The organism is Sphingobacterium shayense, assembly GCF_013179575.1.
In the GTDB taxonomy this organism is placed as follows: domain Bacteria; phylum Bacteroidota; class Bacteroidia; order Sphingobacteriales; family Sphingobacteriaceae; genus Sphingobacterium; species Sphingobacterium shayense.
In genome coordinates this window covers 1-16,533 of the sequence record NZ_JABMCQ010000005.1, presented here as the reverse complement: position 1 = coordinate 16,533, position 16,533 = coordinate 1, and the positions used below count along the sequence as shown (strand labels likewise).

General features: G+C 44.4%; 8 protein-coding genes. All 8 read left to right on the top strand.

The window, feature by feature from the left end; translation table 11 throughout:
• The first annotated feature begins 8 nt into the window (after positions 1–8).
• The 8 genes from HP439_RS01430 (at position 9) to HP439_RS01395 (ending at position 16,247) form a co-directional block, all read left to right on the top strand.
• Positions 9–1,742: an alpha-L-rhamnosidase-related protein gene (locus HP439_RS01430; protein ID WP_172388565.1), complete on the top strand. Its 1,734-nt coding sequence runs from the start codon at positions 9–11 to the stop codon at positions 1,740–1,742.
• Positions 1,743–1,774: 32 nt separating this feature from the next.
• A complete protein-coding gene (locus HP439_RS01425) occupies positions 1,775–4,642 on the top strand; it encodes an alpha-L-rhamnosidase (protein ID WP_172388564.1) in 2,868 nt (955 codons plus the stop codon).
• Positions 4,643–4,913: 271 nt separating this feature from the next.
• Positions 4,914–8,069: a PVC-type heme-binding CxxCH protein gene (locus tag HP439_RS01420; protein ID WP_172388563.1), complete on the top strand. Its 3,156-nt coding sequence runs from the start codon at positions 4,914–4,916 to the stop codon at positions 8,067–8,069.
• Positions 8,070–8,414: 345 nt separating this feature from the next.
• Positions 8,415–11,492, top strand: a complete 3,078-nt coding sequence (locus HP439_RS01415; RefSeq protein WP_172388562.1) for a SusC/RagA family TonB-linked outer membrane protein — start codon at positions 8,415–8,417, stop codon at positions 11,490–11,492.
• Positions 11,493–11,508: 16 nt separating this feature from the next.
• A complete protein-coding gene (locus tag HP439_RS01410) occupies positions 11,509–13,026 on the top strand; it encodes a RagB/SusD family nutrient uptake outer membrane protein (RefSeq protein WP_172388561.1) in 1,518 nt (505 codons plus the stop codon).
• 23 nt (positions 13,027–13,049) lie between these two features.
• The gene (locus HP439_RS01405) at positions 13,050–13,895 is read left to right on the top strand and encodes a sugar phosphate isomerase/epimerase family protein (protein ID WP_172388560.1); all 846 of its coding nucleotides are present in this window, start codon (positions 13,050–13,052) and stop codon (positions 13,893–13,895) included.
• Positions 13,896–13,925: 30 nt separating this feature from the next.
• On the top strand, positions 13,926–15,176 hold the full coding sequence (locus tag HP439_RS01400; protein ID WP_172388559.1) for an MFS transporter: 1,251 nt from the start codon (positions 13,926–13,928) through the stop codon (positions 15,174–15,176).
• A 39-nt stretch (positions 15,177–15,215) separates the two neighbouring features.
• Positions 15,216–16,247 (top strand): ThuA domain-containing protein, encoded by a 1,032-nt coding sequence (locus HP439_RS01395; RefSeq protein WP_216657731.1) that lies wholly within the window; start codon positions 15,216–15,218, stop codon positions 16,245–16,247.
• The last annotated feature ends 286 nt before the right edge of the window (positions 16,248–16,533 follow it).

Genomic DNA, 16,533 nt, shown 5'->3' with positions numbered 1-16,533 from the left:
AGTAAACAATGAAAGCAACAACTACGCTTATACTTTTGGGTATTTGTTTTTGTGGTCTTACGGGCTTTGCACAGCGAAGACTCAGTGACCAAGCAACACATCTCAGCCCAATGACCCGCGAGTATGTTTATCCCACCCGGATTGTATGGCAACGGGGACAAATTGATGGGGCGAACAATCTAATGCTAAAAGGAGATGGACAAGCAAACCTTACCAATGAGAATATTACAGTCTTAAAAAATAGCGGAAACGATAGTGCTTCGGTATTGCTAGACTTTGGAAAGGAGATCAATGCTTCCTTGGAGCTCATCACGGGAATGTGGAGCGGAGGGAATGTTCCACGTAACATCCGGATTCGGTTTGGGGAGTCGGTATCCGAGGCGATGTCTGAAATAGGAGCCAAAGGCGCGACGAACGATCATGCTATGCGCGATATGAGGCTGCAACTTCCATGGCTAGGAAAGAATCAGACAGGGGAATCCGGCTTTCGATTTGCGCGAATCGATTTTTTAGATCCGGAGGCTGAGTTACACCTTCGTGAGGTGCGCGCTATTTTCACTTATCGGGATATTCCTTACCTGGGATCTTTTAAAAGCAGCGATGAACGGTTAAATAAGATTTGGGATGTCGGAGCTTACACGGTACACTTAAATATGCAAGATTACCTATGGGACGCCATAAAGAGGGATCGATTGGTGTGGGTTGGCGACCTGCATCCTGAGGTTGCGACAGTGAATACGGTGTTTGGATATAACGAAGTGGTACCGAAGAGTTTGGATCTCGCTCGGGAATCAACCCCACTTCCGGGTTGGATGTGCGGAATTAGTACGTATTCGATGTGGTGGATTGTTCTTCATCACGATTGGTATATGGCCCATGGGGATTTGGCCTATTTAGAACAACAGAAGCCGTATCTACAGGGTCTTGTAAAGCAAATTTTAGCTAAAGTAGTCGATGGTAAAGAGCAGATGGACGGCACACGTTTTTTAGACTGGCCTTCGAGCGAGGATAGTCTGGCTGTACACGCTGGTTTACAGGCGATGACGATCCTCGCCCTAGAGAACGCAGCGCAGATCAGCGAGTTTTTAAAAGATGATTATACCAAGAGACTCTGCGAAGAAGCGCTGAAGGAGATGCGTAAAGTGATTCCTAAACATAATAATTCCAAGCAAGCGGCGGCCCTTATGTCCTTGACTGGGCTGATGAACAGTCAGAAAGCCTATAATCAGGTTTTAAAAGTTGGCGGAGCAGAACGGTTTTCTACGTTTTATGGGTATTATATGCTCGAGGCTATGGCTAAGGCAGGAAAATATAACGAGGCTATGGACATCATCGACACCTACTGGGGGGCGATGTTAGATCTGGGGGCGACGACATTTTGGGAGGATTTTAATATGCAGTGGATTGAAAACGCCAGCCCGATTGATGAGCTGGTTCCGACTGGAAAAGTAGACATTCATGGTGATTTTGGCGCATATTGCTATGTGGGACATCGGCATAGTTTTGCACACGGGTGGGCCTCAGGGCCTACAGCTTGGTTATCTGAACATGTGTTAGGGATCAAGGTCGCTGAACCGGGGGGTAAAGCATACACCGTACGGCCGCATTTGGGAAAGCTTAGTTTTGTTGAAGGCACTTTTCCGACCCCTTATGGGGTGATCCGTGTTAAGCATACCAAGGGGGCAAATGGAAAAGTTTCCTCGGAGATTGAAGCACCAAAAGAAGTCAGGATTATTCGTTAAAGTAAGTAGTTTGTTGATAATATTCCAGATTTATGGGACTAATAAAAAAAATAAATACGTACGGTATGCTATTAATAGCCAGTGTGATGTTGAATTCATCGACGCTTTCGGCGAAAATTATACCCTCGTACCTGCGTGTTGAATATAAAGTGAATCCCTATGTGGATGAGCGTGCTCCTCGCTTAAGCTGGGAGCTTAAAGGACAGGGGTTTAACCACTCGCAATCTGCATATCAGATTCTTGTGGCCTCGACAAGGGAGCAACTGGCAAAAGGTCACGGCGATCTGTGGAATTCGGGCAAGATTTCTAGCAATCAAACAAATCAGGTTTCCTACCAAGGAAAGAAATTGGCTTCAGGGCAACGCGTATATTGGAAAGTACGTAGCTGGGATGAAGCAGATGTTGCCGGAGATTGGAGCGAGGTCAATTATTGGGAACGTGGAAAACCAGCTGAAACCAATTGGGATGCTCGCTGGATAGGGATTGACTTAAACAATCTTGCAAAGCCAGGTGAATATCATTTACCACCCTCCCCGTATCTACGAAAACAAACTTCTTTAACTCGAACAGTAAAATCAGCACGCCTTTATATTTCATCGCTTGGGTTGCATAATTTTTATATTAACGGGAAGAAAGTCGGTGAAGATTATTTCGCTTCCGGATGGACAGATTACAATAAGCGAGTGTATTATAATGTTTACGATGTCTCTTCACTTGTTCGTGAGGGCGATAACACCTTTGGGGCTATTCTTTCCGGAGGATGGTATGCGGGCTATTTGGGGTATGCATTGTTAGTGGGATCACCACAGGTTAAGCAATTTTACGGTGAGTTCCCTCTTTTAAAAGCGCAGGTTGATATTGAATATACGGACGGGACCAAGCAAACGGTGGCAACCGATAGGACCTGGAAGGTCGGTACTGGCGCAGTACAGGAATCGGATATTCTACAAGGCGAGACATACGATTCGCGTCTAGAACCTGAAGGCTGGAAAATCGCTGGTTTCGACGACTCCCGCTGGCAGGATGTACAAGAAATTGCGGATATGCCCGGTCAGACGTTAGAGATTTACCCCGGAAATCCGGTGCGAGTTGTTAAGGAACTTGCTGTCAAATCAATCACAAAGACTGAAGACGGAAAGTATATTATTGACTTCGGACAAAATTTTGCGGGAAACATTCGTCTACAGCTAAAAGGGGAGAAAGGAGACAGTCTAGTCTTTCGTTACGGAGAGATGTTGTTTCCTGATGGTAGATTGATGACCGAAAATCTACGTAAAGCCCGCGCGCGAGACACTTATGTGTTTAAAGGTACTGGAAAGCAAGAAATATGGAGTCCAAGTTTTACGTTCCATGGTTTCCAGTTTGTGGAAGTTTCCGGATTGCAGAAAGAGCCCACAAAGGATTTTTTAAAAGGTCTGGTATTGAGTTCTCCTGTCCAACAGACTGGATCCTTCAGTTCCGATAATGCGATGCTGAACCAGCTTTATAAGAATATTGTTTGGACGCAGCGCGCCAATTATATTGACATTCCGACGGATTGTCCTCAACGCGATGAAAGGTTAGGCTGGACGGGCGATGCACAAATTTATATGCGATCGGCTATTTTTAATGCTGACGTAGCGGCTTTCCACACCAAATGGATACAAGATCTAAACGATGCCCAGTGGGGTAACGGCGCTTTTCCGATCTATGCGCCGATGCCGGTGAACAGCGAAGGAGTTGCCGCTATCCGGAAGGACGATGCCTTCTCTCCGGGATGGTCCGAGGCGGGTATTATTTGTACTTACGAAATATTTAAGGCATATAACGATGTACGTATTGTCGAGAAGTCGATGCCTTATATGCTAAAGTTTATGGACTTTTTAAAAAAGCGAACTCAGGAAGGCGTACTTAAGGAAGGATCCTTTGAAGATGTCACACCTAAAGGAGGTTTTGGTGATTGGTTATCGGTCGGCGAGAAAACTAGCCCGGATTTATTAGCAACCACCTATTATTATTACTGTAGCCGGTTGATGAGAGAAATGTCCCATGCGGTAGGACGAGCGGACCAGGTGGAATTTTTTCAGAAGGAGATGGAAACGGTAAAGCAAGGCTTCAAAAATCATTATATGGGGACAGATGGTAAACTAAAGACTAATGGAGCGGTTTATGGAGATGGCGCGGGGTATGTTGAAGGAGAAAACGGTTTCGCAGGACATACGCAGACGGCCTATGCCAATGCGCTTTATTCTGGGATCTTGGATCAAAAAGATGTAAAGCTAGCAGGGAAATATTTACGAGAGCTCGTGGAGGCCAATGATAATAAGTTATCCACCGGCTTTTTGGGATTCAAACCATTACTGCCGGCCCTATCTGCATCTGGATCTATTGACAAAGCTTACCTTCTACTACAAAGTGAAGAGTACCCATCGCTGGGTTATGAGGTTATCAACGGTGCAACCTCGATATGGGAGCGTTGGGACAGTTATACAAAAGATAAAGGATTCGTACACAACGCGGCAATGAACTCTTTTAGCCATTACGCATTTGGATCTGTTAATGAATGGATTTTTGAGCATATGCTGGGTATAAGGGCAAAAGAAAATGGTTATCAAGAAGTGATCATTAAACCGGAGATCGGCCCTTATGGGATAAATGAGGCTTCGGGTTCCTATCGGTCGATTGCCGGAGAGATTAAAAGTTCTTGGCAGCAGCGTCCTGGAGAGCTACTGCAAGAGGTCTCTATCCCTGTTAATGTGAAGGCCTACTGTTACTTAAAGGCTCCATCCATTGACGCTGTTACTGTAAATGGCGAACCGCTTGAAAAAAATAAGTATGACGTTATAGTTACCTACGAAGATGGTTTTATAGTGGTTCTGTTGGGATCGGGAGACTACGCTTTTAAGGTAAAAGCAGGCTAGCGACATCCCGTTTTTTAGTAAATGTATAATTGATCGTTATTTCAATCGATTTTATGGTATTCTTCGTTTCCTCTGATGCGCAGGCGGACTGCTGAATACTATTTTTATGATAATTGTGGGGAACAATTCACTGATTGACAAAATATTTTTGTGTTTTTTTTCCCTTTACAGGACAGTACAGGATGCTCCCATAATATTGAAGTATTATATTTGAAATACGCGTTTTCGCACGCTAACCACACGTTTCTAAACCGAGTAATTGTAAACTGCTATGAGTGCATATAGGCCTTTCTGTTTTTTTATACTATGCGTCTTTCTATTCGTTGGATGTACTGACCAACAGCAAATAGATCCGATCCCGTTTAATAAAGGGGCTCACCTGGTGCTGATTGGAAACAATCTCGGTGCACGGATGATGGAGTATGGAGATTTCGACACGGAACTCCATGTTCGGTTTCCAGATAGTATCCTTACTGTTCGAAATATATGCGCTCCAGGAAATACACCCGGTTTTCGTCCACATCCTTCCCGAAATTCGCCCTGGGCATTTCCAGGTGCTGCGGTATTCAATCCCGACTATGATATCGACACGGGAAGTGAGGGCCATTTTCCTACTGAAGATGAATGGATATCAAATTTGAAGGCAGATATTATCCTTGGTTTTTTTGGTTATAACGAATCGTTTAAAGGAGAATCTGGATTGGAAAACTTCAAAGGGGAGCTAAGTGCATTTATTGATCACAGTAACGCACAGAATTATAATGACGGTAAAGGAACGCAGCTGGTTTTAATTTCTCCTATTGCCTATGAAGATTTGTCCGAGCTCTACGATCTACCTGACGGCAAGGAAATAAATAAAAATATTGCGTTGTACACTAAGGCGATGAAGGCGATTGCTCAAGAAAAAAACATACCTTTTATCGACGTGTTTAACGAGACCAAACGGTGGTACAGTGACTCGGATGAGCCGCTTACGATTGACGGTTTTCAGCTTTCAGAGAAAGCATATCAGCAGTTTTCAGCTTATTTAGTAGATCAGTTATTTGGTAAAACTGAACGTGTCGCGGCTTCTTTTCAGGAAGATATTAAGGAGGCTGTGTTGGAAAAAGATTGGATATGGTATAAAGATTTTAAGATTCCCAACGGCGTGCATGCTTACGGACGTCGATTCAACCCTTTTGGTCCAGACAACTATCCATTTGAGATTAAAAAGCTACATCAGATGACTGCTAACCGGGATACGGCAATTTGGATGTCCGCTGTGGGAGAGAAGGCTGATCTGGCGAGTATGGATGGCAAAACGATTACACTTCCTGAGGTGAAAACCAACTATATTGGAGATCCGGATGGTCCCGATCGCTACCTATACGGAGAGGATGCTTTAGCAAAATTCCATACTGCACCAGGATATAAAATCGAACTGTTCGCTTCTGAAAAGGAATTCCCTGATGTTGCCAATCCAATGAAGATAGAATTTGACAGCAAAGGAAGGCTATGGGTGGCTACCATGCCGAGCTATCCGCACTGGAGTCCAGGGAATGGCAGACCAAACGATAAAATCATCATATTGGAAGATACGGATAACGACGGCAAAGCAGATAAACGAACTGTATTTGCCGATAGTTTGCATCTGCCTATTAGTTTTGAGTTTTCACCCGAAGGTGTATATGTGTCGCAAAGTAAGAATCTCGTTCTGTTAAAGGATACCGACGGCGACGATAAAGCCGACAAACGAGAACTGATATTAAGTGGATTCGACGATCATGATACACATCATGCACATAGCGTATATACAATGGATCCTTCGGGAGCATTCTATATGGCAGAGGGTGTTTTCTTGCATTCTAATGTAGAAACATCGTACGGTCCAGTAAGAGCGACTAATGGCGGGTTTTTTAGGTATTCACCACAGAACAGACGTTTGGAACGGGTAGCTCAGGTGTCGATTCCTAATCCTTGGGGTATCGCCATTGATGAATGGGGACAAACGATTTATGCAGAAACCTCAGGACCGGATGTACGCTGGATGCTTCCAGGGTCGATAAGTCCACGTTATGGCGAAGCAAATGATAAATCCTTCTCGCTGGTCGATTCCAATCACCGTGTAAGGCCGACATCTGGATTAGAATTTATTTCGAGTCGACATTTTCCCGATGAGGTACAAGGGGATTATTTGATTAATAATACAATTGGCTTCTTGGGGACAAAGCAACACACTTTTACCGATGAAGGGACGGGGTTTGCGAGTGAGCATCGCCAGGATTTGATATGGTCTGATGATAAAAATTTTAGGCCAGTGGATTCTAAATTTGCACCGGACGGATCTTTGTATATTGTAGATTGGCATAATATGTTGATCGGTCATATGCAGCACAACGCTAGAGATCCGCTGCGTGACCATGTACACGGCCGAATATATCGTGTCACCTACCCTTCGCGGCCACTTGTTACTCCAGCAAAGGTTGACGGAGCTAGTGTAGAGGAACTGTTAGAAAATCTAAAACTACCGGAGTATAGGACGCGCTATAGGACGCGCTCAGAATTGCGTAAAAGGGACGCCGGAGAGGTTGTCAAGAAGACTAAAGAGTGGGTAAAGGGGTTGGATAAAAATGATCCAAGGTATGAACACAATCTAACCGAGGCATTGTGGGTATCCTGGGGCGTAAATAGAATAGATCAGGAGTTACTTGGAAAGCTTCTCGGGGCGAAAGATTTCAGGGCCCGTGCCGCTGCGGTACATGCGTTACGCTACAGTACGGATAAGGTGGCTTCCCATGTAGAACTTTTCAAAAAGGCGGCACAAGATCCGCACGGACGGGTGTTGCTCGAGGTGATCGCGGCGAGCTCTTGGTTATCGCCGGACAAAGGCCTTACGATCTTGGCGAAAATCGATACGGCGGTGTTGGATAAGTGGAATAAACCCGCTTATCAAACGGCTGCTGCTCACTTGAACGGTAAATCGGTTAATGAGATAAAGAAAGCGCTTGCTATACCTAGTCATTTACAAGGGCCAGATATCGCTCAGTTTAAGCGAGGTGCATCACTTTACCAACGCGATGGCTTTTGTATAACCTGCCACCAAGCAGATGGTAAAGGGCTTGATATATCTGGCTTTCCACCGCTGGAGAAAAGCGCATGGGTACATGGAAATCAAGACCGATTAATTAAGCTTACGTTAAACGGGCTGATGGGACCAATTGAAGTTAATGGGAAGAAATTTCCTGGTCAGGTGCCAATGACGCCATTCGGAGGCATGCTTAACGATCAGGAGGTCGCAGATGTGTTGACTTTTGTCCGAAATTCCTTTGGAAATAAGGGGGCTGCGGTCTCGCCGGAGAAGGTCAAAGAAATTCGTGCAGCGATTAAAGATAAGAAAGGATTTTATTCACCCGATGAACTGTTAAAGCAGCATCCTTTGGAAGAGTAAATAACGCTCTTCGATACAACCGAGCATCATCGGATGATCCGGCGGTTCTGAAGAGTGCAACAACCGAATAAACCATACAGCGCCGAAGCGGCGCTGTATTATAAACATAAGTAACGGTAATTATAGGCTTGTTTTCGTTGAAATAGAGAGCGAATGTTACGATAGGTCTCACCCCAGATTGGGTAGGATAGTTTTTGCTTTTAGCAAAAGGAGTATGCGCAAGGTTTTCTATGTTTTGTGGATGGAAGAGAATAGGCTTGAAATTATTGAGAGGCAGTGTTTCCCGTCTGATTAAAGGCGGATGCGTGTAATCAACTTAATAGGTAACCATATATTCTTAAAACTATGATTAGAGAACACATTCGTTGTATTCCGTTGCTCTTGTGCCTTTTTCTTACTGAGCTGTCTTTCGCTCAAGAGCTTACCGTTACCGGGAAGGTGACGACCGGCGCCCAACAGCCCCTCGCGGGCGTTTCTGTAAAAGGTGATCCGGGAGAGGGTAGTACCCTTACCGATGCAGAAGGCCGTTATGAGATAAAGGTCAGTGCGCAAGGGGCACTGAGTTTTACTTATGTCGGCTACCAAGCTGAACAAGTACCGGTGAACGCCAGAAAGATGATTGACGTAACCATGACCGCAAGTTCGGAAAGCATCGAAGAGGTCGTTGTGGCGGTAGGTTATGGTGTACAGCGTAAAAGCGACCTTACTGGCGCAGTTGGTAGTGTGCGGGGAGATGCGCTACAAGAGCGGCCGGTTTCTAATCTAAATCAAGCGCTAGGAGGGAAAATTACGGGGGTCAACGTGTCTTCCAGCTCCGGGAGACCCGGTGGGCGCACCAATATTCGTATTAGGGGATCGAGTTCTATCTCGGTATCTAATAATCCGTTATATGTTGTAGATGGGGTTATTTTAAGTACAGTAGGCTTGCAGAATGGGAGTTCGCCGATTGATTATATTAATCCAAATGATATTGCTTCCGTAGAAGTCCTTAAAGATGCGTCATCAACAGCGATCTATGGGGCTCGTGGGGCGAACGGTGTCGTTATCGTTTCCACCAAACGGGGTACAACCACAGGGACCGGGCGGGCTAATTATGATGCAGATATTGGATTGGGCTATGCCCCGAAATTATTACCGGTATTAAATTCAAAAGAATTTCTGGCGGTCGAAGAGCTAATTTATGCCAATGCGCAGAAATATGATCCCGCAGGCTGGGCCACAGGGACGAAATACACTGATCCAACGACCAAACGGAATAACCCACTGCTTTTTGATGCGCAAGGAAATCCACTATATGATACGAATTGGCAAGATGAAGCCCTTAGAACTGCAGCAACACAAAACCACCAATTAAGTTTCACCAATGGGAATGAGAAAGGAAGTTTTGGTGCCTTTGCAAATTATAGAAACGAGCAAGGTATAGCTTACGGCTCTTGGCAGCGACGATTTGCCGGACGGTTTGTTTTTGACACCCAAATCAAAGAATGGTTGAAAGTGGGGGGCGTGCTAAGTTACACAGATCAGAAAGAGAAGCAAGTCGATGAGCTCGGTGGAGGTGGGATCACCATGATGCGGCAGATATTGGAAGCGTTACCGATTATACCGGTTCGGTATGATGATGGTAGCTGGGCTAGCAATCGCGATTACCCCGGCATGGAAGGCGGCGATAATCCTATTCGTGTTGCAGATGAACGTGTTTCGTATGTTTCTACACAGCCGTTTATTGGAAACATGTATGCAAGTATCAAGCTGCTAGAAGGGCTTGAGTTTAAAACTTCAATAGGAACTAATATTATTAATCAGCGGCGGGACTATTCTGCATCGGCTGGGCTACAATATATCTCTAGTTTGGGTACGGCAAATATTGAGAATAACAGGTTCAATTCCTGGCAGTTTGAAAACTATTTCACCTATTTGAAGGACTTTGGAAACAAGCACTCTATTAATGCTATGGCAGGGTTCTCCTGGCAGCATATGGACCAGAACAGTAGTAACGCGCGGGCCGAAAATTTTTCAGATCCATATTTTATGTTTAATAACCTGGGGGCTGGTGCTACGGCGCTGACACCAAGTTCTAGCGCTTTAGCATACGGTCTTAATTCTTATTTCTCTAGAATTAATTATACATTACTAAATAAATACCTATTTACTTTTACTGGACGTGTTGACGGGTCGTCTAAGTTTGGTCAGGACAACAGATACGCTTTCTTTCCTTCGGCGGCACTTGCGTGGCGCGTGAGTGAAGAGGACTTTTTGAAAGATAATAGTACTATCTCGAACCTGAAACTGCGGGCGAGCTACGGGGCGACCGGGAACTCAGAGATCCCAGCATACCGCGCTCTAGCAGGAATGAGCAACTACGATGTTATTCTGGGGAATGAACGTCAGATAGGCATGGGACTCGGACGAATGGCTAATGCAGCGCTGCATTGGGAGAAGACGCATCAGGTCGATTTGGGTCTCGAGCTCGGTCTATTTAGTAACAAACTGAATTTTGAATTGGATCTTTACCGCCGGCAAGTGAACGATATGCTACTGGACGCTCCACTACCGTTAAGTACGGGTTACGCAAGTATCTTTAGCAATATAGGAAGCATGGTTAATCAAGGAGTTGAATTCGGCGTACAGTTAAGTGACGTAGGCAACGACGTATTTTCTTGGTCAAGTATGTTCAACATTTCGGTGAATAAAAACGAAGTTTTGCGCCTTACCGGAGGCAGCGACATTTATTCGGGGAATACGGTTATTCGAGAAGGAGAGCCCGTCGGTTCGTTTTTTGGCTTTCAGCACTTAGGAACATGGTCTACCGATGAACAGGAAGCTGCTGCTTCGTACAACCTCTTGCCGGGTGATGTGAAATATTTGGATCTGAATGAAGACGGCGTAATAAATGATAATGACCGTACCATCATCGGCAGGGGTATTCCTACAGGGTTTGGTACATTCTCGAATACCTTTAAATATAAAGCGTGGTCCCTTTTGATCGACTTGCAATATATGTATGGGAATGATGTTCTTGATCGAAGCATCCACTCCGCGGAAGATCGCCAGGGGATTGCCAATAGTTACCGCACGGTCCTGAATGCCTGGACCCCTGAGAACCAGCGGACACCGATCGCACAGATTCGCCCTATCAACGCCTACTATACCACCAATAATGACAGTCACAAAGTAACCGACGCTTCGTTCATTCGTGGGCGGAATATGATTCTATCGTATACCTTACCCACCGAGATGGTGTCTAAGTTAAAACTGGAACGATTAAAATTGTATGCTTCCGTGCAGAACTTTTTTGTATGGACAAAATACGCTGGCTACGATCCAGAGGTTTCTAACTCCGGATCCCCTTTCGATCAGGGATTGGGTCTTTACGATTATCCTAGACCTCGCGTGTTTACTTTTGGTGTTAATTTAAGTTTATAACTAATCGTCAATGATCATGGAATACATAAAAAATAAAAACATATATAGAGTGTCTTTTTTGTTGGGATTAAGCCTCATTTTGGGACTGTCTTCTGCGTGCTCGGATTTTTTGGACGAGTCGGACCCCAGTAACTTTACTGTAGAAAATTACTTCACGAAACCTGAACATGCTCGGAGCTCAGTGAATGCAATTTATGCCTCCTTGCGCCCGACGATGAACAGCGGTTTTAATGGTGGTAGTTGGATGATGACGGAGTTTGCTACCGGTCTCGCAGGGACCGATCTGGGACAAGCGGTGGATAGTTATTATGTTAAAGACCTTAGAAACACTTCAGACAATAGCTACGGATTAGCATATTGGGGGGACTATTATAAAGGGATAGGAAATGCGAATCTATCGATCCAAAAAATTCCAGGAATTGCAATGGATGAACAAGAAAAAAAGCTTTTGTTGGGTGAAGCCTATTTTATGCGGGCTTTTTACTACTTCCACCTCGTTCGAATGTTTGGAAATATTCCGTTGGTAGTGGAACCCGTAGACTTACAGTCTGAACAGCTTAAACCGAAACCGGCAGACCCTCAAGCGGTCTATGACCTTATTGTTTCGGATTTGAAAATGGCTGAAGAAGCCGGATTGCCATTGGAAGATCAAAGCGGGAAAGTCTCGCTCGGCGCGGTGAAGTCATTGCTGGCGAAAGTGTATTTAACAATGGCGGGGTATCCCTTGAATTTGGGGGCGTCGCATTTCCAGCTCGCGGCCGATAAGGCAAAAGAAGTTCTCCAGAGCGGGGTGTATAGCTTGTTTTCCAGCTACGATGATTTGCATGATCCCAAAAAGAAGAACGGTCAAGAAAATATTTTCAGCATTCAGTTTAAAACACAAGTAATCCCTTCCAATTGGCAGGTGGCGATAATCCCTTATAATAAGAACATCTCCAAATATTCAGATGAGACTGGGGGGATCTATGCGACGAAGGCTTTTGTTGATTCATATGAGGAAGGGGATCTGCGCGCGGAAGAAAAAGAATTCTTCTTTACAAAGTTCACGCATGAGTCTGATCGATCCAAAACTGTCGATCTAGGCGGATATTTTATTTATAAGCATTTTGATACCGAGGCGCAGTTGAACTCCGCTAATAGTGACTTGAATTGGCCTTTGTTGCGATATGCCGATATTTTGCTGGTGTACGCTGAAGCTGCCAATGAGGTAGGGGGTCCTTCTTCGGAGGTATATTCGGCTCTCAATGCTGTTCGTAGTCGGGCGAAACTTTCTAATGCCGCAGGATTAAGTAAAGATCAATTGCGTGAGTTAATTTGGAAGGAACGTTGGCATGAACTGTGCTTCGAAAATATAACTTGGTTTGATATGGTTAGACTCCGTAAGGCATTTAATGTAAAAACTAATAAATTTGAAGACTTTGTAGGGCATAAGTTTTCCTATGGACCGGTGCTGACTGCGCGGGAATTATTATTCCCTATTCCGACATCTGAGGTCCGTAACAATGAAAATTTAGTACAGAATGAAGGATATTAATCGTCAATTATAAATATATTAGCATGAAGAATAAGATTGGATTTAACTTGTTGGCCTGGTCTGCGGGAGTGTCTCCTGTAGTTTTCCCTTTGATGGAACGTTTGAAAACGATTGGTTACGATGGGGTTGAAATTTTGATAGCCTCCCAAAATAATCAGGAGTATAAAGATTTGGCGCAACACGCAAGCCAGCTTTCCCTCGAAGTGAATACCGTTTTGGTTATGGGAGAGCAAGAGAATCCAATCTCTCCGGATACTGCGATTCGATCAGCAGGACTGGAGCGTATAAATTGGGCGATTGACCGGGCGTATGATGTAGGAGCGACCGTACTGTGCGGCCCCTTTCACTCTGCGCATGGAGTGTTTGCTGCGCATGCACCTACAGAGGAAGAGTTTAAATGGGCTGCCGAGGTGTTAAATCAGGCAGGCGAATATGCTAAACAGGCCGGGGTTGTACTGGCACTGGAAGCAGTAAATAGGTTCGAAACCTATTTATGTAATACGATGGAGAAACTAGCGCACCTAATCGAACTGTCTGACCATCCGCATGTACGGGCGATGTATGATACGCATCATGCGAATATTGAAGAAAAGCGGATAAAGGAGCCTATTGAACGCATTAGTCCCTATCTGGCACATGTTCATATCAGCGAGAATGATCGGGGAACCCCAGGAATAGGTCTAGTGCATTGGGAGGAGGTCTTTTCTTCACTACGCGACGTGAACTATGAGGGTTGGTATACGATTGAAGCATTCTCTAGGGATGATCCGGATTTTGCCAACGCCATAAATGTTTGGCGAGAGTATTCAGACCCCTGGGAAATTGCGGAACATGGATATGCTTTTATCCGTTCGCAACTAACCAAATAAACTAGAAATTGTAAACTTAATACCAATATTATGAGTAAGAATGTAAACAGTAAAGCTTTATTTTTAGGGAGCTGTCTCGCTTTGATTACGACAGGCCTAACGTTTTCGATACGGGCTGGAATCCTCCCTCAGCTAGGCGAGAACTTTGACCTTTCAGCAGAACAGTTGGGATTTATAAACTCCATGTGGTTTCTGGGGTTTCCGCTATCGATGATTTTAGGGGGCCTTTTTTATTATAAAGTTGGTCCGGCAAATATCATGCGCATTGCTTTTGTGTCCCATGTTTTAGGAATTGTCTTGACCATCTTTTCACAAGGCTATGGGTTGTTGTTAATATCAACTCTTTTTATCGGTTTTGGTAACGGTTGTACAGAGGCAGCATGTAATCCGATGATTGCAGACCTTTATTCGGGCAAAAAAATGGACAAAATGTTAAATAGGTTCCATATGTGGTTCCCGGGAGGTATTGTTATAGGTAGTTTGTCATCGAAGTTTATGACCGATTGGGGTTGGACATGGCAATCGCAAATGTGGGTCATTATGATTCCTACTGTGATCTACGCAGTCCTTTTCTATGGTCAGGCATTCCCTCGACCACAACAACAGGCAATAACCTCAATTTCAACAAATATTAAGGCAATGTTTTCACCCACGTTCATCTTTTTATTCTTATGTATGGCGTTGACAGCAATTTCCGAGTTTGGGCCACAACAGTGGGTGGGGATCATTATGGCCGATAGCGGCGCCAGTCCGATGTTGATTCTTGCGCTGGTAACCGGAGTGATGGCTGTAGGTCGGTATTTCGGCGGTCCGGTAATAAAGCTGCTCGGGCAGACTGGTGTTCTTTTATTCTCAGCGATTTTTGCAACCATAGGGGTATATATGTTTAGTATCGTGACGGGGCCTATGGCCTATGTTGCTGCGATTCTGTTTGCTGTAGGTGTTTGTTTCTTTTGGCCGACAATGATCGGTACAACAGCTCAGCGTGTTCCGCTAAGCGGGGCATTGGGCATGTCAGTAATTGGGGGGGTGGGAATGTTCTCTACTTCTATTTTTCAACCAATTATCGGTAGATGGATCGATCAATCTAAAGAAGCGGTTTCCCAGAGTGGGGTTGAAGTTGCGAACGTAGATCTTGCAGTGGGACAGGCTACGTTAGCGAAACTTGCTATTCTTCCAGGGATACTTATTGTTGTGTTTATCGTATTTCTAATCTGGCAGAACCGGTTGCGAGATAAGGGTAAGCCAGATTTGGATGCCGCTGTTCCTTCGCCACAGTAAACCCTCGCATACATAAACTCATAAAAGATAGACGATTTGATGATGATAAAAAGATATAAAAGGAGCTCTTTGCTTCGCCCTTTTAGCACAGTCCTTTTTATGCTGATTTTTGTGATCAGCAGTTGTGCTCAAAAGCAGACCCAATCGCTCCATTATAAACCACAAAATGGCAAGGACAAGGGTAAAAAAATAGTTTTGATTTCCGGCGATGAAGAGTATCGATCGGAAGAAAGTATGCCCATGCTTGCCAAGATCCTCAGTGTTCGCCACGGATTTGAAACAGTGGTTCTTTTCGCTATCGACCCTCAGAGTGGACAGATCAATCCAGAGCACACCAAGAGCATTCCAGGGTTGGAGGAGCTTGTCGATGCTGATTTAGTGATTTTCGGTACGCGTTTTCGCGAACTTCCTGATGCGCAAATGAAATATATTGACGATTATTTGATGAAGGGTAAACCTGTTATTGGCTTACGTACAGCAACACATGCTTTTAACTTTTCGAAAGAATCGAATAGTCGCTATAAGCATTATTCTTATAATAATAATAGTGGTGCTTGGGAGGGCGGCTTCGGGCGATTGGTTCTCGGAGAAACTTGGATAAACCACCATGGCGATCATGGCAAAGAAGGTACACGAGCCTTAATTAATGGGCTTGAGTCTGCCAATCCACTTCTTCTTGGGGTAAAAGATATATGGGTTCCTTCGGACGTATATGGAATAAAAGCTCCTCTTGAGGGAGCCACGATCCTGCTTTTTGGTCAGCCAACAGAAGGGATGCAAGCAAGCACACCTGTCAACATTAAAAAATCTTTAATGCCCGTCGCGTGGACTAAAAATTATCAGCTTCCCGACGGTAAAAAGGGAACGGCCTATACGACAACCATGGGTGCGTCTATTGACCTCGCGAATGCAGATTTAAGGCGCTTAATTGTAAATGAGAGTTATCAGGCTTTGGGATTCGAAAACGAAATCACAGCCGATTTGAATGTAGAGTATGTTGGTGATTTTAAACCGACTATGTTCGGCTTTGGAAAACATAAAAAAAGCTTGTATCCAAAGGATTATCAATAATTTCTTTTGTCAATTTCTTAAAAATACACGGAAGATTAAAAACAAATAAAAGGCTAAATCATTTATTTACGGATATTATCGGTTTTTGGTAAACGGGTAAAACAGTAATAAGCAATTGCAGCTTAAACAATAAAGACTCCCACTGGTTTAGCAGTGGGAGTCTGTCGAAAATATTCAGAAATCTTTAAAAACAAAGCATTCGTTAGATGGAACATCAGCTTATTATTCGATTTCAAAAATTGCTTGAATTTCAACTGAGGAGTTGACTGGTATAGAGGATGCGCCA